A 22,524-nucleotide genomic window follows, 5' to 3' on the forward strand; every position below is an offset into this window, starting at 1 on the left:
CGCGCGGGCTCGGAGGTGCCCGCGGAGCCCTCCGATGGCGCGTGCGTCTCTCCGATGCCGTTGGGAGCCTCCGAGGGTGCCGGGTGGTGTGGGCGCGGGCTCGGAGGTGCCCGCGGAGCCCTCCGATGCCGCGCGCCTGCCTCCGATGCCGTTGGGAGCCTCCGAGGGTGCCGGATGGTGTGGGCGCGGGCTCGGAGGGTCGGGCGCGGGGTTGGAGGTGTCCGCGGAGCCCTCCGATGGTGCGCGGACCCCTCCGATGCCGTTCGGAGCCTCCGAGGGGAGGGCGAGAGAGGGGGCGGTCAGCTCACCAGGTGCCGTAGACGCGGGTGGCCGTGGTGGCGAGGGTGGCGCAGGTGGTCGCCAGGTCGAGGTCGCGCTCCTCGGCGAGGCGGCGGACGGTGTGCGGGATCACGTACGGCGCGTTGGGGCGGCCGCGCAGGGGGTGCGGCGTGAGGTAGGGCGCGTCGGTCTCGACGAGCACCAGGTCCAGCGGCAGCAGGCGCAGGGCGGCGCGCAGGTCCTCGTTCGCGGGGTAGGTCAGCGGGCCGGCGAACGAGCAGTACCAGCCTTCGCGCGCGCAGACCTCGGCGAGCGCCGGCCCCCCGGAGAAGCAGTGGAAGACGGTGCGCTCGGGGGCCCCGTCGCGCAGCAGGACGTCGACGACGTCGTCGTGCGCGTCGCGGTCGTGGATCTGCAGGGCGAGGTCGAGCTCCTTGGCCAGCGCGACGTGCGCGCGGAACGCCTCGCGCTGCACCTCCCGCCCCCGCGATCCGGCGCGGAAGTAGTCGAGGCCGGTCTCGCCGACGGCGCGCACCCGGTCGTTGCCGCGCGCGACGTCCGCCACGCGGGCGAGGGCGTCGTCGAGGCCGACGTCGTGGCGGGGCTGCGGGTCGGGCTCGAGGCCGTCGGGTGCGACCTCGTGGACGCCGGCGTGCAGCACCGCCTCGTTGGGGTGGATCGCGACCGCACCGAGCAGCGCCCGCCGGCCGGCCCGCTGCGGCACGGGCCCGGAGGCCGCCGCCCCGGCGTCCACGGCCAGCACCGCGTCGGTCCACGCGACGGCGTCCAGGTCGCAGCCCACCTGCACCATGCGGGTGACCCCGACGGCGGCGGCCCGGTCGAGGTGGTCGTCGAGCCCGGCGGGTGCCGGCTCGGCCCCCGGGGGCGCCTCGAAGCCGTGCACCGACTCCAGGTGGGTGTGGTCGTCGACGACCGGGGCCGGGAGCGCGTCCGGCAGCGCCGGCCAGCCGCGGTCCCGCCCGGCGCGCGAGCGGCCCACTCAGCCCTGCCGCAGCCGGTCGAGCTCCTCCTCGACGATCGCGTCGTCGAGCTTGGTGAACACCGGCTCCGGCTTGCCGACGGGCGTCCCCGGCACGACCGCGGCCGGCTGCCACGCGGGCAGCGTGACGCCGCGGCGGTAGTCGCCGGTGATGACCGGGTACTGCCGGGACGGGTCGTCGAGGTCGGTCACCTCGTCGATGCGGGGCAGCGGCGAGAACGCCCCGGTGCCGCCGAGGGCCTCGTGCACCTTCTGGGCCGAGTGCGGCAGGAACGGCGACAGCAGGGTGTTGCAGTCGCTCACGGCCTGCGCGGCGGTGTGCAGCACGGTGCCGAGGCGCTCCGGGTCGTTCTTCAGCTTCCACGGCTCGGTCTCGGAGATGTACCGGTTGGCCTCCTGGACCACCCGCATGGCCTCGCCGATGGCGGCGCGGTGGCGGTGCGTGCCGATGAGCTCGCCGACGCGGCCGAACGCGGTGGTCGTCGTCGCGAGCAGGTCCTCGTCGACCGTCGTGCGCGGCCCGGGCTGCGGGATGGCTCCGACGTTCTTGTGGATCATGCTGGCGGTGCGGTTGACCAGGTTGCCCCAGCCGGCGACGAGCTCGTCGTTGGTGCGGCGCTTGAAGTCCGCCCACGTGAAGTCGGCGTCCTGGCTCTCCGGGCCGGCGGTCGAGATGTAGTACCGCAGCGCGTCCGGCTGGTACCGGCTCAGCATGTCACGGACGTAGATGACGACGCCGCGCGAGGACGAGAACTGCTTGCCCTCCATGGTGAGGAACTCGCTCGACACGACCTCGGTCGGCAGGTTCAGCCGGCCGTACGCGCCCGGCTCGCCGCCCTTGGACCCGCCGCCGGCGTAGCCGAGCAGCTCGGCCGGCCAGATCTGCGAGTGGAAGGTGATGTTGTCCTTGCCCATGAAGTAGTACGACAGGGACTCGGGATCGCTCCAGAACTGCCGCCACGCCTCCGGGTCGCCGGACCGGCGCGCCCACTCGATCGACGCGGACAGGTAGCCGATGACGGCGTCGAACCACACGTACAGCCGCTTGGACGGGTTGTCCTCCCATCCCTCGAGCGGGATGGGGATGCCCCAGTCGATGTCGCGCGTCATGGCGCGGGGCCGGACGTCGTCGAGCAGGTTGAGCGAGAACTTCAGGACGTTCGGCCGCCACTCGGTGCGGGTGCGCAGCCAGTCCCCGAGCGCGTCGACGAACGCCGGCAGGTCGAGGAAGAAGTGGTTCGACTCGACGAACTTCGGCGTCTCGCCGTTGATGCGCGAGCGCGGGTTCTTGAGGTCGATCGCGTCGAGCTGGTTGCCGCAGTTGTCGCACTGGTCGCCGCGCGCGCCGTCGTAGCCGCAGATCGGGCAGGTGCCCTCGATGTAGCGGTCGGGCAGGGTGCGGCCCGTCGACGGGCTGATGGCGCCCATGGTGGTCTGCTCGACCATGTACCCGTTCTTGTGGACCGTGCGGAACATCTCCTGCACGACGGCGTAGTGGTTGCGCGTGGTGGTCCGGGTGAACAGGTCGTACGACAGGCCGAGCTGGGTGAGGTCCTCGACGATGACGCGGTTGTACCGGTCGGCGAGCTCCTGGGGTGTGACGCCCTCCTGCTCGGCCTGCACGAGGATCGGGGTGCCGTGCTCGTCGGTGCCGGAGACCATGAGGACGTCGTGGCCCGCCATGCGCATGTAGCGGCTGAACACGTCGGAGGGGACGCCGAAGCCGGCGACGTGGCCGATGTGGCGCGGGCCGTTGGCGTAGGGCCAGGCGACAGCGCTGAGGATGCGGGACATGCCGTCGATCCTAGTGAGCCGCGTGGCCCTCCCGGCGCCCGGCGCGGGCTCAGCCCTCGACGGCCTCCGCGAGCGCCATCCACCGCTCCTCGACGTCGGCCACCTCGGCCTCGAGCGCCGCCTTGTCCGTCCCGAGCGCGGTGAGGCCGACGTAGTCCGCGGGGTCGTGCTCCGCCATCGTCCGGTCGAGCGCCTCGATCTGGCCGGTCAGCTTCGAGATCCGCCGCTCCAGCGCCCCGAGCTCCTTCTTCGCGGCGCGCAGCTCCGCCCCGTCCAGTCCGGTGCCGCCCGCCGCCGGGGCGCCCCCGGTCGCCTCGGTCGGGGCGCCCGTCTGCACCGGGTTCCCGCCGCGGTGGTGCTCGAGCAGCCGCAGGTACTCGTCCACGCCGCCGGGCACGTGCCGGAACCGCCCGTCGAGCACCGCGTACTGCTGGTCGGTGACGCGCTCCAGCAGGTACCGGTCGTGGGAGACGACCAGCAGCGTGCCGGGCCAGGTGTCCAGCAGGTCCTCCATCGCGGCGAGCATGTCGGTGTCGAGGTCGTTCGACGGCTCGTCCAGCACCAGCACGTTCGGCTCGTCCAGCAGGATCAGCAGCAGCTGGAGCCGCCGCCGCTGGCCGCCGGACAGGTCCCTGACCGGGGTCGACAGCTGGGCGCTGGTGAACCCGAGCCGCTCCAGGAGCTGCCCCGGGGTCATCTCCTTGCCGCCGGCGACGTAGGTGGTGCGGTACCGGCCGATGACGTCGCTGACCCGGTCGTCGGCCACGTCGGCGAGCTCCGCGAGCTCCTGCGTGAGCGTCGCGACCTGCACCGTCTTGCCGCGCTTGACCCGGCCGGCGCTCGGCGCGACGGCGCCGGTGACGAGCCCGAGCAGCGTCGACTTGCCGGCACCGTTGACCCCGAGCACGCCGGTGCGCTCACCGGGCGCGATCCGCCAGGTCACGTGCCGCAGCACCTCGTGGTCGCCGTAGGAGACCGACACGTCCTCGATGTCGACGACGTCCTTGCCGAGCCGTGCGGTGGCCATGCGGGACAGCGCGACGGTGTCGCGGGGCGGCGGCACGTCGGCGATGAGCGCGTTCGCGGCCTCGATCCGGAAGCGCGGCTTGGACGTGCGGGCGGGCGCGCCGCGGCGCAGCCACGCGAGCTCCTTGCGCATGAGGTTCTGCCGCTTGGCCTCGGTGGCCGCCGCCATGCGGTCGCGCTCGACGCGCTGCAGCACGTAGGCCGCGTAGCCGCCCTCGAACGGCTCGACGACGCCGTCGTGCACCTCCCACGTCGCGGTGCACACCTCGTCGAGGAACCAGCGGTCGTGGGTGACGACCAGCAGGCCGCCGGCGTTCGCGGACCAGCGGCGGTTCAGGTGCCGGGCGAGCCACGTGACGGCCTCGACGTCCAGGTGGTTCGTCGGCTCGTCCAGCATGAGGACGTCGTCGTCGCCGGCGAGCAGCGCCGCGAGGGCGACGCGCCGCCGCTGGCCGCCGGACAGGTCGCCGACGCGCTTGTCCCAGGGCAGGTCGCCGACGAGCCCCTGCACGACGTCGCGGACGCGCGCGTCGCCGGCCCACTCGTGCTCGACGCGGTCCCCGACGACGGCCGTCCCGACGGTCAGCTCCGGGTCGAGCGTGTCGGTCTGGTCGAGCACCCCCACGCGCACCCCGCCGCGCACGGTGACGCGGCCGCCGTCCGGGGACAGGCGGCCCGCCAGGAGCGCCAGCAGCGAGGACTTGCCGTCCCCGTTGCGCCCGACGACCCCGACGCGGTCGCCCTCGTTCAGCCCGACCGTGACGCCGTCGAAGACGCGCTTGGTCGGGAAGGACAGGTGCAGCGCTTCGCCGCCGAGCAGGTGGGCCATTCCGCCAAGCGTAGGGCCGCGCGACCGCGGCCCGCCGCGGGCTGCGGCTACCGTGGGTGCGTGCCGCGCCCCGACCTCGACGCCGACCTCGACGCCGACCCCGACGCCCCCGGCTGGCGCCGGCCGCCGCTGACCGCCGACCAGCGCCGCTACGACGCGCTGCTCGCCGTCGGGCTGCTGGTGGGCGGGGTGCTGAGCCTCGCGCTCGGCGGCACCGCCGGGATGTACGACGACCCGGCGGAGGGCTGGGTCGCGGTGCTGTGCGTGCTCGCGGTGACGGCCCCGCTCGCGGTGCGCCGCCGGTGGCCCGCCGCCGTCGCCGGGGTGGTCGCCGCGGCGTTCGTGGTGGTCGGCGAGCTGCGCGTCCCCGAGACCCTGTTCGCGAACATCGCGCTGTTCATGGCCCTGTACACGGTCGGCGCGTGGGACCCGCGGCGGACCCGGGCCGTCGTCGTGCGCGGCGTCGTGGTCGTCGCGATGTTCGTCTGGCTGCTCATCGCGATGTTCCAGGCGGTCACCGACCCCGAGGGCATCGAGGGCTTCTCCAACGCCGGCGCGTTCTCGCCGCTCGTCGCGTTCCTGCTGATCCAGCTGCTCACCAACGTGCTGTACTTCGCCGGCGCGTGGTGGTTCGGCGACCACGCGTGGAACGCCGCGCGCGAACGCGCCCGCACGGACTGGCGGGGGCGCCTGCTGGTGGGCGAGCAGCGCCGCGTCGAGGAGCAGGCGGTCGCGATCGAGCGGCTGCGGCTGGCCCGCGAGCTGCACGACGCCGTCGCGCACCACGTGTCGATGATGGGCGTGCAGGCGGCCGCCGCCCGCACCCTGCTCGGCGTGGACCCGGGGCGCGCCGCGGAGGCCCTCGAGCAGGTCGAGGACTCCGCCCGGGAGGCGGTGGACGAGCTGCACGGGCTGCTGACGACCCTGCGCGACACCCCGGACACCGGCGAGACGGCGGTGGGCTCCCTCGGCGTCGACCGGCTGCCCGAGCTGGTCCGCCAGGCCACCGACAACGGCCTCGAGGCGCAGTACCAGGTGGTCGGCGAGCCGGTGCGCGTACCGCCGCTGACGTCGCTCAACCTGTACCGGATCTGCCAGGAGGCGCTCACGAACGTCCGCAAGCACGCCGGGTCCGGTGCGCGCGTGGACGTCCGGCTGCGCTACGACGGCGCCGCCGTGGAGCTCGAGGTGGCGGACGACGGCACCGGGGGCCGGCGGGTCGGCCGCGGGACGTCCGGCGGGCTCGGGCTGGTCGGGATGCGGGAGCGGGTCGCCGCGGACGGCGGCACGCTGGAGACCGGCGCGCGGGGCCGCGGCGGGTACCTGGTGCGGGCGCGGGTGCCGCTCGCGCCGCGGACGGGAGGAGCACGATGACCGAGCAGGTGGTCGCGGGGACACCCGGCCCGGCGGGGCCCGTGCGGGTGCTGCTCGCCGACGACCAGGCCCTGCTGCGCGCCGGCCTCGCGACGATCCTCGGCGCCGCGCCGGACCTGGAGGTCGTCGGCGAGGCGGGCACCGGCCGGGAGGCCGTCGAGCTGGCCCGTGCGCTGCGCCCCGACGTGGTCTGCATGGACGTGCAGATGCCGGAGATGGACGGCCTCGAGGCCACCCGCCGGATCGTGGCGGACCCGGACGTCGCCGCGGCCGTGCTCGTGCTCACCACGTTCAACCGCGACGACTACCTGCTCGAGTCGCTCCAGGCCGGCGCCGCGGGGTTCCTGCTGAAGAACTCCCGCCCCGAGCAGCTCGCCGACGCGGTGCGTGCCGTCGCCGCCGGGGACGCCCTGCTGTCGCCGGAGGTCACGCGGGCGGTCATCGCCCGGGCGGTCGGGGCGGGCACCGCCTCCGCCCCGGGACGGAGCGTGCCCGGGGGCGCGCAGGAGGGCGGGTGCCCCTCGGCCGCGGGGCTGACCGAGCGCGAGACCGAGGTGCTGCGGCTCGTCGCCCGGGGGATGAGCAACGACGAGATCGCCGCGGAGCTCGTGCTGGGCCGCGCGACGGTCAAGACCCACGTCTCGAACCTGCTGATGAAGCTGGGCCTGCGCGACCGCGTGCAGGCCGTCGTGTTCGCGTACCAGAACGGGTTCACGGACTGACGCGCCCCGCGCTCTCCCCCGCGGGGCGGAGGGCGCAGGTTCCGCCGCCGGGCTGAGGCGCCCGGGCCACCCGCTCCCTAGCGTTGACCCCGGACGACGCAGGAGAACGGGAGACGGACATGTTGCGACTCGACGGCATCCACCGGTCCTTCGGGGACCGCCTGGTGCTGGACGACGTGGGCTTCGAGGTGCAGCGCGGCAAGCTCACGGGCTTCGTCGGCGGCAACGGCGCGGGCAAGACCACGACCATGCGGATCGTGCTCGGCGTGCTGTCGGCCGACTCGGGCACGGTGACGCTCGACGGCGCGCCCCTCGGGGACGACCAGCGCCGCGGCTTCGGCTACATGCCGGAGGAGCGCGGGCTGTACCCGAAGATGAAGGTGCTCGAGCAGATCGCCTACCTGGCGCGGCTGCACGGGTACGACCGCCGGGACGCCACCGAGCGGGCGCGCGGGCTGCTCGAGAAGCTCGGCCTGGCCGAGCGGCTGGACGACCCGGTCGACGACCTGTCGCTGGGCAACCAGCAGCGCGCGCAGATCGCCGCCGCGCTGGTCCACGAGCCCGAGGTCCTCATCCTCGACGAGCCGTTCTCGGGCCTCGACCCGATGGCGGTCGACGTCGTGCTCGGCGTGCTGTCCGAGCACGCGGCCCGGGGCGTGCCGGTGCTGTTCTCCTCGCACCAGCTCGACGTGGTCGAGCGGCTCTGCGACGACGTCGTGGTCATCGCCGGCGGCAGGATCCGCGCGGCGGGGGAGAAGGAGGCGCTGCGCGCCCGGTACTCCGAGCCGCGCTACGAGATCACCTCCGGGGGCGACATGGGCTGGCTGCGCTCGGAGCCCGGGGTGCGCGTCGTCGAGTTCGACGGCGGCTACGCGCTGTTCGACGCCGACGACGCGACGGCCCAGCGGGTGCTGCGCACCGCGCTCGACGCCGCCCCGGTCAGCCAGTTCGCCCCGGTGCGCCCGCGGCTCGCGGAGATCTTCCGCGACATCGTCACCGACGAGCAGCGCCACGACGAGCAGCCCGCCGGTGCGCGGGTGAAGGAGACGGTCCGATGACTTCCCCCACCACCCCGCGCCCCCGCCCCGCGACGCCGAGCGCCGTGCAGAGCACCCTCATGGTCGCCGAGCGGGAGATCGTCACGCAGGTCCGCACCAAGTCGTTCCTCATCTCGACGGGCATCCTGCTGCTGCTCGTGCTCGGCGGCATCGTGCTGACCTCGCTGCTGGGCGACAAGCTCGGCGGCGGCGACACCAAGGTCGCGGTCGTGCCCGCGACGGCGTCGGTGATCGCCGACGTGGACGGGCTGGAACCGGTCGACGCCGCCGACGCCGACGAGGCCCGCGCGCTCGTCGAGTCCGAGGAGGTCTCGGCCGCGATCCTCCCCGACGAGGACGCCGGCAACCCGCTCGGCATCGTCGTCGTCGGCCTGGACTCCGCCCCGGACGACGTGGTGGGCGCGCTGGCGGTGACCCCGCCCGTGGAGCTGCTGGACGACTCCGCGACGCCCGCCGGGCTGCGGTACCTCGTGTCGCTGCTGTTCGGCCTGGTGTTCCTCATGGCCGCGTCGTCGTTCGGCGGCACCATCGCGCAGAACACCGTGCAGGAGAAGCAGTCCCGCATCGTCGAGATCCTGCTGTCGACGGTCCCGCCCCGCGCGCTGCTCGCCGGCAAGATCCTCGGCAACACCGTGCTGGCCGTCGGGCAGATCGCGGCGATCGCCGCCGTGGCCGTCGTCGGCCTGGTCGTCACCGGTCAGGACGACGTGCTGAGCCTCGTCGGGGCGCCCGTCGCCTGGTTCGTGCTGTTCTTCCTCGTCGGGTTCGTGCTGCTCGCGGCGATGTTCGCGTCCGCGGCCTCGCTCGTGTCGCGCATCGAGGACACCGGCTCCGTGCTGACCCCGGTGATCATGCTGGTGATGATCCCGTACTTCGGCGTCATCTTCTTCAACGACAACGACACCGTGCTGACCGTCATGTCGTACGTGCCCTTCAGCGCGGCCGTGGGGATGCCCGTCCGGCTGTTCCTCGGACAGGCGGCGTGGTGGGAGCCGCTGCTGTCGCTGGCGGTGCTCGTGGTGTCCGCGGCCGTCGTCACGGCGATCGGTGCCCGCATCTACGAGCGGTCCGTGCTGCGCACCGGGCGGCGCGTGAAGCTGTCGGAGGCGCTCGCCAAGGCGGCCTGACCGACCCGTACCGGCGCGCGCGGCACCCGGGAGGGGGGTGCCGCGCGCGTCTGCGTCTGCGTCCCCGGACCCGGGGCTGCGGGATCAGGGTGTGTCGAACGGCGCGACGAGCGTGCGCAGCAGGTCCGCGAGCCGCTCCCGGTCCGCGTCCGGCAGGCCGGCGAGCAGCCCCGCCTCGACCTCCAGCAGCGTCGACATCGCCGCGTCCACCCGGGAGCGTCCCTCGGCCGTGAGGCTCACCAGGACGCCCCGGCGGTCGTCGGGCGACGGCAGCCGCTCCACCAGCGCCCGTGACGCCAGCCGGTCGATGCGGTTCGTCATCGTGCCGCTCGTCACCAGCGTCTGCGTCAGCAGGGCGCCCGGCGACATCCGGTACGGCGCCCCCGCGCGGCGCAGGGCGGACAGCACGTCGAACTCCCACGGCTCCAGGCCGTGCCGGGCGAACGCCTGCCGCCGCGCCAGGTCCAGGTGCCGCGACAGCCGGGTCACCCGGGACAGCACCGTCAGCGGCGCGACGTCCAGGTCCGGCCGCTCGCGCGCCCACGCCGCGACGATCCGGTCGACCTCGTCCGCCGGGTCGTCCCCGCGCGGGGAGGGAGGGGCGGCAGCCGACATGCGGGCGAGGCTACCCGCTGCGCGCGGACGGACCCGCGCAGGGCACGCCGCCACGCTGGGCCCAGCGGTCAGTCCGCGGGCGTCTCAGCAGCGCGGGTCCGCTTCGTCGCGGGGCGCTTCGCCGCCTCGCTCGTCAGCGTCGGGCGCCGCTCCATGCCGGACAGGCCGTTCCACGCCAGGTTCACGAGCGCCGCCGCGACGTCCGCCTTCTTGGGGCTGCGCGCGTCGAGCCAGTGCTGCCCGGTCAGCGCGACCATGCCGACCAGCATCTGCGCGTAGATCGGTGCCGTGCGCGGGTCCAGGTGCTGCTTGCGGAACTGGTCCGCCAGCAGGTGCTCGACCTGCGTCGCGACGTCCCCGATCAGGCTGGAGAACGTCCCCGTGGCCTGCGCGACCGGCGAGTCCCGCACGAGGATCCGGAACCCGTCCTCGGAGTCCTCGATGTAGCCCAGCAGCGCCAGCGCCGAGCGCTCGACCATGACCTTCGGGTGCCCGCCCTCGTCCAGCGCCCCGGACAGCGCGCTGGTCAGCGCCTGGATCTCCCGGTCGACGACGACCGCGTAGATCCCCTCCTTGCCGCCGAAGTGCTCGTACACCACCGGCTTCGACACCTCGGCGCGCGCGGCGATCTCCTCGATCGAGGTCCCCTCGAACCCCTTCTCGGCGAACAGGCGGCGGCTGACGGCCAGCAGCTGCTCGCGCCGCTGCGTCGCGGTCATGCGGGCGCGCGTCGCCTTCGGGCTGCGGCGTGGCTCGGCGGTCATCCGGCCATCCTGTCAGGCCCGGCGCCCGCCCGCGGGTGCTGCGTCGCGCGACGTCGGCGCCTGGCAGACTGGCGGCCGACGCGGGTGCCCGCCGGGCCGCCCGCGGTCCGCCCTGGTGTAACGGCAGCACGCAGGCCTTTGGAGCCTTGCGGTCCGGGTTCGAATCCTGGGGGCGGAGCCCGGCCCAGACCAACCCAGCCCGTCCGGGGTCAGTGCGGCGCGGCGCGCCGGGCGACGGTCCGCTCGTGCAGCTCCTCGCGCTGCTCCTCGTCGTCCATCACCAGCCAGACGAGCCCGCAGTTCTGCGGGCCGTCCGCCCCGGGGAAGCACAGGGTGCAGGCGTCACCCGGCCGGATCGGGCACTTCGGGACGGGGTGTCCCATGGCGGCTCCTTCGTGGGCGCGCACGGGCCGCGACCCCGGGGCGAGCGTACGCCCGGCCCGGGCACGCCGGGCCGGGCGCACGTCGGCGCCCGACCCGGCGGTCCGTCACTCCCCGAGCAGCACCCGCGCCGCGTCGGCGTCGAGCAGCTCCCGCACGGCCGCCCGGCCCGCGGCGGCGTCCGGGGCGGCCAGCGCGGCGTCCGCCATCGCCCGGCACCGGTCGAGGGTGTGGGCGCGCAGCGCGTACCGCGCGGCGGGCACCCGGCCGGCGGCCATCGACAGCGACGTGATGCCGAGCCCCGCGAGCACGAGGGCCATGAGCGGGTCGGAGGCCGACTCGCCGCACACGCCGACCGGCTTGCCGAGCGCCGAGCCCGCGCGGGCGGTCGCCGCCACGAGGTCGAGCACCGCGGGCTGCCACGGGTCCAGCAGGTCGGCGAGCTCGCCGCGCAGCCGGTCCGCCGCCATCGTGTACTGCGCGAGGTCGTTGGTGCCGAGGGACACGAAGTCGACCTCCGCGAGGATCGCCTCGGCGCGCAGGGCGGCGGCCGGGACCTCGACCATGACGCCGACCTTCTCGACGCCGGCGGCGCGGGCGGCGGTCGCGAACGCGCGGGCCTCCGCGGGGGTGGCGATCATCGGCGCCATCACCCAGACGTCCGCGCGCCGCTCGGCGGGCAGGGACCGGACGACCGCTCCCAGGGCCTCGAGCTGCCGCTCGACGACGCCCGGCACGCTGCGCACCAGGCGGTAGCCGCGCACGCCGAGCGCGGGGTTCTCCTCGTCGGGCTGGGTGGCGAAGGCCAGCGGCTTGTCGGCGCCCGCGTCGAGGGTGCGGATGACGACCTTGCGGCCGGCGTAGGCCTCGACGACCTCCGCGTACGCGGACTGCTGCGCGGCGACGGTCGGCTCGGTGCGCGCGTCGAGGAACAGCACCTCGGTGCGGAACAGGCCGACGCCCTCGCTGCGGGGCGCGGCGTCGCGGGCGTCGGCGGGCGTGCCGACGTTCGCGAGCAGCGGCAGGGCGTGGCCGTCGGCGGTGGCCCCGGGGCCGTCGACGGCGCGGATCTCCTCCTCCGCGGCAGCCCGGCGCTCCACGACGGCGACCGCCTCCGGCGACGGGTCGGGTTCGACGGTGCCGGCGGCGGCGTCGACGAGCACCGGGGTGCCGGACGTCAGGGCGGTCGCGCCGGTGACGCGCACGACGCACGGCAGCCCGAGCTGCCCCGCCACGATCGCGGTGTGGGACGTCGGGCCGCCGAGCTCCGTGACGATCGCCGCGACCTTCGTCAGGTCCAGCGCCGCGGTGTCGGCGGGGGAGAGGTCCTCCGCGACGACGACGGCCGGGCCGTCCAGCGGCGCGAGCCCGGGCTCGGGCACGCCGAGCAGCCGGGCGACCGCGCGGTGCCGGACGCTGCGCAGGTCCGTCGCGCGCTCGGCGAGGTCCCCGCCCGCGGCGGTGAACGCGGCCGCGAAGCCCTCGACGGCCTGGTCGACGGCGGTGGCGGGGCCGTGGCCGGCGTGCACCAGCCGGGCGGCCTCCGCGGCGAGCGCCGGGTCGCCGGCCATCGTCGCGGCGGCCTCCAGCATGTGGCGCAGGTCCTCGTTGCCGGTCGCGGCGGCGCGGGCGCGCAGGTCGTCGCCGACCTCCCCGAGCACGGCGCGCAGCCGGGACTCGGCGGCGGCCGGGTCGGCGGGCGCGGGCTCGTCGGCCGGGACCTGCGGCGCGGGCGCGACCAGCGCGACCGGGGCGACCGCGCAGCCGCGGCCGACGCCGATGCCGCGCAGCACGCCGTCGGTCGTGCGCCCGGCGCCGGCGGCGCTCACGCCTGACCGACCAGGTCGAGGTCGGACGCCAGCAGCGCGGCCAGCTCGTCCAGCAGCGGCTCGGCGTCGGCGGAGTCCGCGGACAGCACGACCTCCTCGCCGTGCTGCAGCTTCAGGCCCATCACCGACAGGATGCTCGCGGCGTCGACGGCGGGCTCGCCGTCGCGGCCGATCTGGACCGCGTGCCCGCCGTCGGCGGCGGCGCGGGTGAGGACGGACGCGGGGCGGGCGTGCAGGCCGGTGGCGGTCGCGATGCGCGCTCGACGGTGAGGCATGGAGATCCCTTTCTCGTCCGACGCCCGGCGGTGGGCGACGACCCAGGGCAACAAAAAAGACCCGAGGCGTCCGACGTGGTGCCGGTGCCTCAGGTCTTGCCTGAACCGCTCAGTAACAACCCTGGTGCGCCCAGTTCTACGGCGAGGGGGTGCGTGGCGTCAAACCCTGTGCTCCGGGCGGCCGCCCGGAGCCGCTACTTGCGCTCCCTGCCGCGACAGGGGCATGCTGCCGCCCGAAGCACACGCTTCATCCACGGCCACAGGGTTGTTACTCCTCGCGGAGGCAAGATCGGTGGCCCGGCGCACGGTGGTCCGTGCGTCCGGGTCCGCATCGCCTCCCCGCGACCGGACCGGACGGACGGTCCCAGGTCCCCGGAGGGGACGACGTGGCCCCTCGCCCCGAGCCACCAGGCGGTGGCCGACGGCGCGACGCCTCGTTCCTCCGTACCCGGGCGGTCGACGCGCCGCAGGCAGCCCCCGCCTGCGGTCGCCGAGGCCGCCGTCCGTCCCGCGCGCCGGCGTCTGACTGCGACGGAGCAGTCGCCCGTCCAGGTCTCGGCCCCTGCCGAGCCGTATCCGGTCCGCGGTGCAGCGGCCCGGGAGAGGAAGCGCCATGTACACCGAGTTCGCTCGCGTCACCGTCGACGCAGTGGGTGGCCCCGACAACATCAGGCAGGTCACGCACTGCGCGACCCGCCTGCGGTTCCAGCTGGTCGACCCGGCCAAGGTCGACCGGGCCCGCATCGAGGCGCGCCCCGAGGCGGTCGGGGTCCTGGAGTCCCAGGGCCAGTTCCAGGTGATCGTCGGACCCGGCGTCCCCGACGCCTACAAGGCCGTCGCCGCCGTCCCGGGCGTGCCCGGGGAGCAGGCCGCCACCCGGCCGGGACCGGGTGCGCCCGGGCCCGATGTCGCGCGGGGTTCGTGGCTGGACCGCGTCCTCGCGACCATCTCGGCGATCTTCACCCCCTACATCCCGGTGCTCGCGTCCGTCGGCATCATCAAGGGCCTGCTCGCCCTCTGCCTGCAGTTCGGCTGGATCGCCGACACCTCGAACACCTACGCGATCCTGTCCGCCGCCGGCAACGCGATGCTGTACTTCTTCCCGGTCCTCCTGGCGTTCACGGCGGCCCGGCAGTTCGGCGCCAACCCGTACGTCGGGGCGACGATCGGCGCGGCCCTGATGGAGCCCAGCCTGACCGCGATCAACGTCACCGGGGAGCGCCTCGACTTCCTCGGCATCCCGTTCGTCGGCCAGTCGTTCGCCAACACGGTGATCCCGATCATCATCGGGATGTGGGCGTTCTCCTACCTGGAGCGCGCGCTGAAGCGGGTCCTGCCGCAGCTCACGCACCTGCTCCTGGTGCCCGTGGTCTCCCTCGTCGTCATGGTGCCGCTCATGCTGCTGGTCTTCGGGCCGATCGGCTTCGCGATCGCGAACGGCGTGGCCACCGGCTACGACTGGCTCGTCCAGTACCCGGTCGTGATGAGCATGATCTTCGGCGCGCTGTTCGTGTTCGTCATCATGCTGGGTGCGCACTGGCTGGTGCTGCCGCTGCAGCTCGGCATCCTCGCGGACCAGGGCAGGGAGTACTCGCTCGCGGCGGGCGGCATGGGCAACTACGCGGTGCTCGGCGTGCTGCTGGCCGTCCTGGTGCTGTCGAGGGACCGGCAGACCCGGGCCGTCGCCGGGTCCGCGGCGTTCGTCAACGGCATCGCCGGCATCACCGAGCCCGGCATCTACGGCGTGCTCGTCAAGAGCAAGAAGTACTTCGTCGGGGTGCTCGCCGGTGGTCTCGTCGGCGGTCTGGTGTGCGGGCTGTTCGACGTGTACATCACCGCGTTCGCGTTCACGGGTGTGCTCGGGGCACCGGCCTTCCTGTCGTCCCCGCGGGCCGTCCCCTACTTCCTGGCGGTCTTCTGCACGATCGCCGTGGCGTTCGTCGTGACGCTCCTGCTCGACCGGCGAGGGCGTTCCCGGTCCGCCGGTGCGGCGGCGGACGGAGCCGTCCCCGCCGTGGCCGCGGAGCCCGCGGCGGCCCGCTGAAGCAGGCACGGCGGTGGGGACCCCGTCTCCCCACCGCCGTGCCCCGCACGTCGCCCACCACGCACGACCCGGAAGGCCCCCATGGATTTCCCGCACCTGTTCTCGCCCCTGCGCATCAACCGGGTGACCACCAAGAACCGCATCGTGGCGACCCCCACGGGGGACTTCTTCGAGGACAAGGCGCTCGGCGGCGCGGGCATCGTGATCACCGGGCACGCGATCGTCGAGCCCGGTCGGTCCTCGTACGCGAGCCCGCACGAGCCCGACGCGTTCGCGAAGTACGAGGTCGAGGAGACCCGCCGGCGCGTGCTCAAGGCGCACCAGGCCGGCGCGAAGGCGTCGATCGAGATCTTCCACGGCGGCCGGCACGCCCGGGTCGCCGACTTCGCCCGGGGCCCCGTCTCGTACGTCCGGGAGGACGGCGTGGAGGTCCGCGGCATGACCGAGGACGACATGGCCGAGGTGCTCGAGCTGTGGGCCCGCGCGGCCCGCAACGCCCGTGACCTGGGCTTCGACATGGTGTTCCTGCACTTCGGGCACGGCTGGCTGCCGGCGCAGTTCCTGTCCCCGCGGTCGAACTCCCGGACCGACGGGTACGGCGGGTCGCTGGAGAACCGGGCACGGTTCCCGCTGGCGATCCTGCAGGCGGTGCGCGCCGCCGTCGGCCCGGACTTCCCGGTGGACATGCGGATCAGCGCCGTGGAGTGGGTGGAGGGCTCCATCTCGTTCGAGGACACGCTGGCGTTCATCCGGCTCGCCGAGCCGTTCATCGACACGGTGCAGATCTCCGCCGGGGTGGACATCGGGGTCGAGGGCAACGTGCACATGGCGACCACGAACTTCGAGGAGCACATGCCGAACGCGCCGTGGGCGGCGCGGGTGAAGTCCGAGGTGCAGATCCCGGTCAGCGTCGTCGGCGCGATCATGACGCCGGACGAGGCCGAGAACCTCATCGCGTCGGGCGTCGTCGACATGGTCGCGCTCGGCCGACCGCTCATCGCGGACCCGGACTGGCCGCGCAAGGCGCAGGAGGGGCGCGCGGACGAGATCGTGCCGTGCATCCGGTGCCTGCAGTGCTACCACATCAGCACGAACCGCCGGAACGTCGGCTGCTCGGTGAACCCGCGCTTCTGGAACGAGGACTTCGTCCCCCGGCGGCTCACCCTCACGCCGCGGCCGCGGCGCACCGTCGTGGTCGGGGGCGGCCCCGGCGGCATCACCGCGGCGCTCACCGCCGCGCAGCGCGGCCACGAGGTGGTGCTGCTGGAGAAGGACGACGTGCTCGGCGGCCAGCTGCGGTACGTGGCCCGCGAGCACTACAAGCAGGACATCAAGGCCTACCTGGAGTACCTGCTGCGGCAGGTCGCGACCAGCGGGGTCGACGTCCGCACCGGGGTCGACGCCACGCCGGACCTGGTCCGCGGGCTGCGGCCCGACGCCCTGGTCGTCGCCGTGGGCGCGACCGAGGTGGTGCCGCCGATCATCGGCCTGGACCAGCCGCACGTCATGACCGGGAACGAGGCGATCCTGCGCGAGGACGAGATCGGCGACCGGGTGGTCGTCGTCGGCGCCGGGTCCATCGGCACCGAGATCGGGCTGGAGCTGGCCCGGCTGCGCGGCAAGGACGTGACGATGGTCGACATCGGGCAGACCTACGCGCCGCAGGGGAACAGCCTGTACCGCGAGGCCCTGCGGCAGAAGATCGAGGGCACCCCGACGCTGGGCTTCCGGCTCGGTCGGCGCTGCCTGCGGATCGAGGCGGACGCCGTCGTCGTGGCGGACGCCGACGGCGTCGAGGAGACGCTGCCCGCGGACCACGTGGTCGTGTCCGTCGGCATGCGCGCGCGGGACGACCTGGCCCGGTCGTTCTACGGGATCACGCCGGAGACGGTGGTGGTGGGGGACTGCGTGCGGCCCCGGATCCTCATGGACGCCGTCTTCGAGGGCCACACGTACGCCATGAACCTCTGACGGGCCCGCGCCCCGCCCCGCACGTCGCACCACGAGAAGGAGCACCGATGCCCACGAACGACGAGAGCCGCCGCCCCCTCTGGGGCCGGGGGCGCCGCCGCGAGGCCGCCGCACCCCAGCCCGTCGAGCTCGGACCCGTCCGGGTCGGCGCGCCGGTCGTGGGGGTGGCCGTACCGCTGGCGGACGTCGAGGACCCCGCGTTCTCTGCCGGCCTGCTCGGCCCGGGGATGGCGGTCCGGCCGTCGTCCGGCACCGTCGTCGCCCCGCTGGCCGGCACCGTCGTCACCGCCATGCCGCACGCGTACGGCCTGCGGTCCGACACCGGGGTCGAGGTGCTGGTGCACATCGGCATCGACACCGTCACGCTCAACGGGCAGCACTTCGCGCCCGCGGTCGAGGCGGGCGCCCGCGTGGCGGCCGGCGACGTGCTCGCCCGGGTCGACCTCGCCGGGGTCGAGGCGGCGGGCTGCCCCACCACGGTCGTGCTCGTCGTCACCAACGCCCGGACGCTGGGCGGCGTCGCGACCGAGCCGCCCGGCCCGGTCGACGCCGGCCGGACGCTCCTGACCGTCACCCCCGCGGCCTGAGGAGGACCCGTGCACCACCGCACCCTGCGCCCGTTCCCCCCGGCGTTCCTGTGGGGCGCGTCCACCTCCGCCTACCAGGTGGAGGGGGCAGCCGACGTCGACGGCAGGGGCCCGTCGATCATGGACGTCCGCACCGACCGTCCCGGGGGCGTCGCCGACTACACCGTCGCGAGCGACCACTACCACCGGCTCGAGGAGGACGTGTCGCTCCTGGCCGAGCTCGGCCTGCGCGCGTACCGGTTCTCCGTGTCCTGGTCGCGCGTGATCCCGGACGGCGACGGCGAGGTGAACCCGGAGGGCCTGGCGTTCTACGGCCGGCTGGTCGACGCGCTCCTGGCGCACGGCATCGAGCCCGTCCTCACCATGTACCACTTCGACCTGCCGCAGGCGCTGCAGGCGAAGGGCGGCTGGTCGTCGCGCGCCACCGTCGACGCGTTCGAGCGCTACGCGCGGGTGCTGACGGCGGCGCTCGGCGACCGCGTCCGGTACTGGCTGACGATCAACGAGCAGAACGTCATGATCCTGTTCGGCGGAGCCCTCGGCATCCCCCTCCCCGGAGGCGACGACCCGCAGCGCGAGGTCTACCAGCAGAACCACCACATGCTCGTCGCGCAGGCCCGCGCCATGCGGGCCGTGCACGAGGTGCCGGGGGCGTGGGTCGGGCCCGCCCCGAACATCGCCTGCGTGTACCCGGCGAGCAGCGACCCGCTGGACGTCGTGGCGGCCGAGGACTTCGCGGCGATCCGGAACTGGCTGTACCTGGACGCGGCCGTGCACGGCACCTACAACCCGACCGCCTGGGCGTACCTGGGGGAGCGCGGCTGGCGGCCCGACGTCGCACCGGGGGACCTGGCCGACCTGGCCGCCGGCCGCCCGGACTTCGTGGCGTTCAACTACTACACCTCGCACACGGTCGGGGCCCCGACGCCGGACGGGCCCGAGAAGGGCGGCTCGCAGGACCAGCACCTGCTCATCGGTGACGCCGGCGTGTACCGCGGGGTCGAGAACCCGCACCTGCCGACCACCGAGTTCGGCTGGGAGACGGACCCGGTCGGGTTCCGGACGACGTTCCGGCAGCTCTACGACCGGTACCGCCTGCCGCTGCTCGTCACGGAGAACGGGCTCGGTGCCCCGGACGTCCTCGAGCCGGACGGCTCCGTGCACGACCCGTACCGCATCGCGTACCTGCGCGACCACGTGGCGCAGATCCAGGAGGCCGTCTCGGACGGGGTCGAGGTGATCGGATACTGCCCGTGGGCCGCGATCGACCTCGTGTCCACGCACCAGGGCATGCGCAAGCGGTACGGGTTCGTCTACGTCGACCGCGACGAGGACGACCTGCGCACGCTCGACCGGTACCGCAAGGACTCCTTCCACTGGTACCGCGAGCTGATCGCGACCAACGGGCGGCGGAGGTGACGATGCGCGTCAAGCAGGTCCTGAACAACAGCGTCGTGCTCGGGATCGACGGCGCCGGGACGGAGGTCATCCTGCTCGGCCCGGGTCTGGGGTTCCGCACCTCGCCCGGCGACGAGGTGGACCCCGCCGCGGTGCAGCGCACGTTCGTGCCCGACGGCATCGGCTCGCTGGAGCGGCTCGCGGCCATGGTCGAGGAGATCTCCATCGACGCCGTCGCGGCGTCCGAGGAGGTCATGCGTGCGGGGCGCGAGCGACTCGGGCCTCACGTCACGGCGCGGGTGCTCCTCCCGCTCGCGGACCACATCGGGTTCGCCCTCCGCCGTGTCCGCGAGGGCAGCGCGACCGAGTACCCCCTGCGCTCCGAGCTCTCCTACCTGTACCCCGCCGAGCTGGCGTTCGGCCGCGAGGCGCTGGAGATCGTCGAGCGGCGCACCGGCGTCCGGCTGCCCGCGTCCGAGGCCGTGCCGATCGCCATGCACTTCGTCAACGCCCAGTACGGCTCGGACGACATGCGCGAGTACGTGCGGATGACCGAGGCGCTGCAGCAGATCCTGCAGATCATCGACGAGGAGCACGGCATCCGGTTCGAGGAGGGCGCCGTGGACGTCGCGCGGTTCGTCACGCACCTGCGGTTCCTGTTCGTCCGGGCGCGCCAGGACCCGAAGCCGCCGGCTCCGGGGGTGCCGACCGGCACCGGGGACACCGACGAGGTGCTCGCGGTCGTGCGGACCTCCAAGCCGCGGCAGTTCGCCTCGGCCGTGCGGATCGGGGCGCTGCTCGCGGACCTCTTCGACTGGACGGTCGACGCCGACGAGCTGCTGTACCTCACGCTGCACGTCACGCGGCTCACCGGGGCCGCGCCGCGCTGACGGGCTCAGCCCACGAAGATGCAGAACGGGTGCCCCGCCGGGTCGGCGTAGACGCGCAGCGGCTCGTCCGGGTCGTCGCGCCGGTCGAGCAGCAGCCGGGCCCCCAGGCCGAGCACCCGCTCGTGCTCGGCGTCGAGCGTCCCCGCGTCGGGCACCGTCATGTCCAGGTGGAGCTGCTGCGGGACGTCGGGGTCGGGCCAGGTCGCGGCCGGGAGCTCGGGGACCTTCTGGAACGCCAGCGGCCACAGGCCCTCGCCCCGCAGGACCAGCCAGTCGTCGCCGGCCGGGTCGGGCTCACCGGGTGCCGGCGGCTCGTCGCCGGGGCGGTACTCGAGCCCGAGCAGCTCCCGGTAGAACTCCGCGAGCCCCCGCGGGTCGGTGGTGTCCAGCACGGTCTGCACGACGCGGGGACGGGTCACCGTGGCCTCCCTCAGCCGCCCCGGCGCCGACCGCCGGGGGCTACGCCTCAGCATCCCCGCGCGGGGCCGGCTCCGCACGCGGGCCACCTAGGTCACGGCCCCCACCGACGCCGCCGGTCCACTCACCTGCGTCGCCGACGGGCCTGAGTGCTCCGCGGACCCCCGCACGGCCGCGACGGCGGACCACCCACGCAGGACGCAGGTCCCGCACCCGGTCCGGCCGCGGCGCCACCAGCGTCGGACGCGGTGCCCGCGCGGGCACCGCCGCGGCGACGAGAGGACCAGGCGTGGACGCCACACGACCGAGGACGACCATCCGGGGCCGGCTGCGGCGTGCCGGGGCGGGGGTGCTCGCCGTGGCACTGGCCGGGCTCGGGCTCGTGGCCGGGGGTGGCGCGGCGCTCGCAGCGCCGGGGAGCGTCGAGGACGGTGCCATCCGCGTCGAGAACACCAGCATCCAGCGGGTGTACCTCGACGCGGCGATGCGCAGCCAGCTCTGGACCCGGCACTCGACGCGGTACGGCGCGTACTTCTACGGGACGGAACGCGAGAACCCCACGGGCGCGGGGAACACCGGGCCGATGGTCACGACCGCCTCCGGGCGGGTGATGCGGGCCGGCGGCGGCACGTTCGTCAGCCAGGAGCACGGCGGCACCGGGACGACGGGTGACCCGTACCGGATCGCCACCACGCGCGAGGTGCCGGGTGTCATGCGGGTCACGAAGACCGACCTGTACGTCGACGGGGACGACTACGTGCGGTCGACGCTCAGCTACACCAACCTGGGGAGCACGGCCGAGGACGTGCAGCTCGGCTACTGGTACGACTGCTACTTCGCCGGGAACGACTACGGGACCACGGTGATGGACGCGACGTCCGGGAGCTGCGTCGCGAGGAACGGCACGGGCGCGATGAGCGTCGTGGCGGTGTCGCCCGACCCGGTGCTGCTGGGCGGGCACTACTCCACCGTCAGCGGGGCGGCGAGCGAGTACGGCATCACGTCGTCGTGCGTGCTCCAGGACGGCACCCGGTATGCGTGCGACACGACCCCGGACTTCGACAACGCGGTCGCGATCCTGTGGCGCTCCGACGCGGTGGCGCCCGGTGCCGAGGTGACCCGCGCGTGGTTCACGACGGTCGGCGAGCGCGTCGAGCCGTTCGCGGACCTCGCGGTCGGCGCGACCGCCGAGCCGCCCTCCGTCCAGGTCGGCGACGAGGTGACCTACACGCTCGACGTCCGCGACGACGGACCCGCGGCGTCGCCCGGGACCACCGTCGACTTCGCGATCCCGGCCGGCCTCGAGCTGACCGCGCAGTCCGGTGACGGCACGTACGACGCCGCGACGGGGACGTGGACCGTCGGGGACCTCGCGCCCGGGCTGGCGGCGCAGATCCGGCTGACCGCGCGGGCGGTCTCCGCGGGGACCTGGGAGGCGTCGGTGACGCGCGCCGCGTCGCCGACGGTGCTCGACCCCTCGGCGTGCACCGCCGGATCGCCGGAGGGCTGCGGCGCCCCGACGACCGTCGAGGTCACGGAGCGGGCCGTGACCTCGACGCTGGACGCCGCCCCGCGCACGCTCGCGGCGGACGGCGTGTCGGCGTCGACCGTCACGCTCACCACGGGGGCGGTCACCCCCGACCCGGTGGAGGCCGACGCCGCGGTCGCGGCGGACGCCGCCGTCGACGCGCCTGCCACGGATGCGCCTGCCACGGAAGCGCCTGATGCGGTTGTGCCTGCCGTGGACGCGCCTGCCGTGGACGCGCCTGCCGTGGACGCGCCTCCTGCGGACGCGCCCGCTGCGGATGCGACCGGCGCCGGTGGCGTCGAGGCCGCGGACGCTGCCGACGACGTGACGTTCGCCACGGACCTCGGGGAGCTGGACACCCCGGTCGACCACGGCGACGGCACCGTCACGGTCGGGCTCCGGTCCGTGGAGCCGGGCGTCGCGACGGTCCGCGCGTCCGTAGGCGGCACCGAGGTCGGCACGGTGCGCGTGAGCTTCGTCGCGGCGGACCCCGAACCGGTCGACCCGGAGCCCGTCGACCCGCAGCCCGTCGACCCGGAGCCGGTCGACCCGGAGCCGGTCGACCCGCAGCCCGTCGACCCGGACCCGGCGCCGTCCCCCGACCCGACCGTGGTGG

19 protein-coding genes and 1 tRNA gene are annotated in these 22,524 nt (G+C 74.6%); 11 read left to right on the forward strand and 9 right to left on the reverse strand.

Going from position 1 to position 22,524, the window contains the following annotated elements:
* Nucleotides 1-304 precede the first annotated feature (304 nt).
* From AAHH18_RS03560 to AAHH18_RS03570, 3 genes are read right to left on the reverse strand one after another with little or no spacing between them, the layout of a single operon-like run.
* A complete protein-coding gene (locus tag AAHH18_RS03560) occupies nt 305-1,279 on the reverse strand; it encodes a TatD family hydrolase (RefSeq protein ID WP_343300603.1) in 975 nt (324 codons plus the stop codon).
* Complete coding sequence (gene metG, locus AAHH18_RS03565; RefSeq protein WP_283321227.1) at nt 1,280-3,073, reverse strand: methionine--tRNA ligase; 1,794 nt, start codon at nt 3,071-3,073, stop codon at nt 1,280-1,282.
* Nucleotides 3,074-3,122: 49 nt separating this feature from the next.
* Nucleotides 3,123-4,928 (reverse strand): ABC-F family ATP-binding cassette domain-containing protein, encoded by a 1,806-nt coding sequence (locus AAHH18_RS03570; protein WP_343300604.1) that lies wholly within the window; start codon nt 4,926-4,928, stop codon nt 3,123-3,125.
* Between the two features lie 60 nt (nt 4,929-4,988).
* Here AAHH18_RS03570 and AAHH18_RS03575 point away from each other — a divergent pair, with 60 nt between their 5' ends.
* From AAHH18_RS03575 to AAHH18_RS03590, 4 genes are all read left to right on the forward strand, one after another.
* Nucleotides 4,989-6,302, forward strand: coding sequence for a sensor histidine kinase (locus AAHH18_RS03575; RefSeq protein WP_343300605.1), 1,314 nt, complete (start codon nt 4,989-4,991; stop codon nt 6,300-6,302).
* Nucleotides 6,299-7,024 (forward strand): response regulator transcription factor, encoded by a 726-nt coding sequence (locus AAHH18_RS03580; RefSeq protein WP_343300606.1) that lies wholly within the window; start codon nt 6,299-6,301, stop codon nt 7,022-7,024. The genes AAHH18_RS03575 and AAHH18_RS03580 overlap by 4 nt, the downstream gene beginning before the upstream one ends.
* Before the next feature lie 119 nt (nt 7,025-7,143).
* A complete protein-coding gene (locus tag AAHH18_RS03585) occupies nt 7,144-8,082 on the forward strand; it encodes an ABC transporter ATP-binding protein (protein ID WP_343300607.1) in 939 nt (312 codons plus the stop codon).
* Nucleotides 8,079-9,209: an ABC transporter permease gene (locus AAHH18_RS03590; RefSeq protein WP_283321222.1), complete on the forward strand. Its 1,131-nt coding sequence runs from the start codon at nt 8,079-8,081 to the stop codon at nt 9,207-9,209. The genes AAHH18_RS03585 and AAHH18_RS03590 overlap by 4 nt, the downstream gene beginning before the upstream one ends.
* 84 nt (nt 9,210-9,293) lie before the next feature.
* Here AAHH18_RS03590 and AAHH18_RS03595 read toward each other — a convergent pair whose 3' ends face one another.
* Complete coding sequence (locus AAHH18_RS03595) at nt 9,294-9,824, reverse strand: MarR family winged helix-turn-helix transcriptional regulator (protein WP_283321221.1); 531 nt, start codon at nt 9,822-9,824, stop codon at nt 9,294-9,296.
* A gap of 68 nt (nt 9,825-9,892) precedes the next feature.
* Nucleotides 9,893-10,543: a TetR/AcrR family transcriptional regulator gene (locus AAHH18_RS03600; RefSeq protein ID WP_283321884.1), complete on the reverse strand. Its 651-nt coding sequence runs from the start codon at nt 10,541-10,543 to the stop codon at nt 9,893-9,895.
* A gap of 151 nt (nt 10,544-10,694) precedes the next feature.
* Between AAHH18_RS03600 and AAHH18_RS03605 the strand changes: the two genes are divergently transcribed.
* Nucleotides 10,695-10,766 (forward strand) — tRNA-Gln (locus AAHH18_RS03605).
* A gap of 31 nt (nt 10,767-10,797) precedes the next feature.
* Here AAHH18_RS03605 and AAHH18_RS03610 read toward each other — a convergent pair.
* From AAHH18_RS03610 to AAHH18_RS03620, 3 genes are all read right to left on the reverse strand, one after another.
* The gene (locus AAHH18_RS03610; protein ID WP_343300608.1) at nt 10,798-10,971 is read right to left on the reverse strand and encodes a DUF6767 domain-containing protein; all 174 of its coding nucleotides are present in this window, start codon (nt 10,969-10,971) and stop codon (nt 10,798-10,800) included.
* Between the two features lie 105 nt (nt 10,972-11,076).
* The gene (locus AAHH18_RS03615) at nt 11,077-12,798 is read right to left on the reverse strand and encodes a phosphoenolpyruvate--protein phosphotransferase (RefSeq protein ID WP_343300609.1); all 1,722 of its coding nucleotides are present in this window, start codon (nt 12,796-12,798) and stop codon (nt 11,077-11,079) included.
* Nucleotides 12,795-13,073 (reverse strand): HPr family phosphocarrier protein, encoded by a 279-nt coding sequence (locus AAHH18_RS03620; RefSeq protein WP_283321218.1) that lies wholly within the window; start codon nt 13,071-13,073, stop codon nt 12,795-12,797. The genes AAHH18_RS03615 and AAHH18_RS03620 overlap by 4 nt, the downstream gene beginning before the upstream one ends.
* Nucleotides 13,074-13,686: 613 nt before the next feature.
* Here AAHH18_RS03620 and AAHH18_RS03625 point away from each other — a divergent pair.
* The 5 genes from AAHH18_RS03625 to AAHH18_RS03645 all read left to right on the forward strand — a co-directional run bounded on the left by AAHH18_RS03625 (nt 13,687) and on the right by AAHH18_RS03645 (nt 19,963).
* Nucleotides 13,687-15,117: a PTS transporter subunit EIIC gene (locus AAHH18_RS03625; RefSeq protein ID WP_343300610.1), complete on the forward strand. Its 1,431-nt coding sequence runs from the start codon at nt 13,687-13,689 to the stop codon at nt 15,115-15,117.
* An 81-nt stretch (nt 15,118-15,198) separates the two neighbouring features.
* Complete coding sequence (locus AAHH18_RS03630; RefSeq protein ID WP_343300611.1) at nt 15,199-17,088, forward strand: oxidoreductase; 1,890 nt, start codon at nt 15,199-15,201, stop codon at nt 17,086-17,088.
* Between the two features lie 47 nt (nt 17,089-17,135).
* Nucleotides 17,136-17,675, forward strand: coding sequence for a PTS sugar transporter subunit IIA (locus AAHH18_RS03635; RefSeq protein ID WP_283321215.1), 540 nt, complete (start codon nt 17,136-17,138; stop codon nt 17,673-17,675).
* 9 nt (nt 17,676-17,684) lie between these two features.
* A complete protein-coding gene (locus AAHH18_RS03640) occupies nt 17,685-19,094 on the forward strand; it encodes a glycoside hydrolase family 1 protein (protein WP_343300612.1) in 1,410 nt (469 codons plus the stop codon).
* 2 nt (nt 19,095-19,096) lie between these two features.
* A complete protein-coding gene (locus tag AAHH18_RS03645) occupies nt 19,097-19,963 on the forward strand; it encodes a PRD domain-containing protein (RefSeq protein ID WP_283321213.1) in 867 nt (288 codons plus the stop codon).
* 5 nt (nt 19,964-19,968) lie between these two features.
* Here the strand turns inward: AAHH18_RS03645 and AAHH18_RS03650 are convergent, their stop codons facing one another.
* Nucleotides 19,969-20,436: a VOC family protein gene (locus tag AAHH18_RS03650; protein ID WP_343300613.1), complete on the reverse strand. Its 468-nt coding sequence runs from the start codon at nt 20,434-20,436 to the stop codon at nt 19,969-19,971.
* A 233-nt stretch (nt 20,437-20,669) separates the two neighbouring features.
* Here AAHH18_RS03650 and AAHH18_RS03655 point away from each other — a divergent pair.
* The coding region (locus AAHH18_RS03655) for a hypothetical protein (RefSeq protein ID WP_343300614.1) at nt 20,670-22,524 on the forward strand (1,855 nt) is incomplete at its 3' end.

The sequence above is a fragment of the Cellulomonas olei genome, from assembly GCF_039548315.1.
Classification (GTDB): domain Bacteria; phylum Actinomycetota; class Actinomycetes; order Actinomycetales; family Cellulomonadaceae; genus Cellulomonas.

Bases quoted from the DNA above. Each gene is read 5' to 3' on its own strand.
- AAHH18_RS03585 (WP_343300607.1), top strand. From the start codon at position 7,144: ATGTTGCGACTCGACGGCATCCACCGGTCCTTCGGGGACCGCCTGGTG.
- AAHH18_RS03580 (WP_343300606.1), top strand. From the start codon at position 6,299: ATGACCGAGCAGGTGGTCGCGGGGACACCCGGCCCGGCGGGGCCCGTG.
- AAHH18_RS03625 (WP_343300610.1), top strand. From the start codon at position 13,687: ATGTACACCGAGTTCGCTCGCGTCACCGTCGACGCAGTGGGTGGCCCC.
- AAHH18_RS03610 (WP_343300608.1), bottom strand. From the start codon at position 10,971: ATGGGACACCCCGTCCCGAAGTGCCCGATCCGGCCGGGTGACGCCTGC.
- AAHH18_RS03650 (WP_343300613.1), bottom strand. From the start codon at position 20,436: ATGCTGAGGCGTAGCCCCCGGCGGTCGGCGCCGGGGCGGCTGAGGGAG.
- AAHH18_RS03590 (WP_283321222.1), top strand. From the start codon at position 8,079: ATGACTTCCCCCACCACCCCGCGCCCCCGCCCCGCGACGCCGAGCGCC.
- AAHH18_RS03635 (WP_283321215.1), top strand. From the start codon at position 17,136: ATGCCCACGAACGACGAGAGCCGCCGCCCCCTCTGGGGCCGGGGGCGC.
- AAHH18_RS03645 (WP_283321213.1), top strand. From the start codon at position 19,097: ATGCGCGTCAAGCAGGTCCTGAACAACAGCGTCGTGCTCGGGATCGAC.
- AAHH18_RS03620 (WP_283321218.1), bottom strand. From the start codon at position 13,073: ATGCCTCACCGTCGAGCGCGCATCGCGACCGCCACCGGCCTGCACGCC.
- AAHH18_RS03630 (WP_343300611.1), top strand. From the start codon at position 15,199: ATGGATTTCCCGCACCTGTTCTCGCCCCTGCGCATCAACCGGGTGACC.
- AAHH18_RS03570 (WP_343300604.1), bottom strand. From the start codon at position 4,928: ATGGCCCACCTGCTCGGCGGCGAAGCGCTGCACCTGTCCTTCCCGACC.
- AAHH18_RS03595 (WP_283321221.1), bottom strand. From the start codon at position 9,824: ATGTCGGCTGCCGCCCCTCCCTCCCCGCGCGGGGACGACCCGGCGGAC.
- AAHH18_RS03600 (WP_283321884.1), bottom strand. From the start codon at position 10,543: ATGACCGCGACGCAGCGGCGCGAGCAGCTGCTGGCCGTCAGCCGCCGC.
- metG (WP_283321227.1), bottom strand. From the start codon at position 3,073: ATGTCCCGCATCCTCAGCGCTGTCGCCTGGCCCTACGCCAACGGCCCG.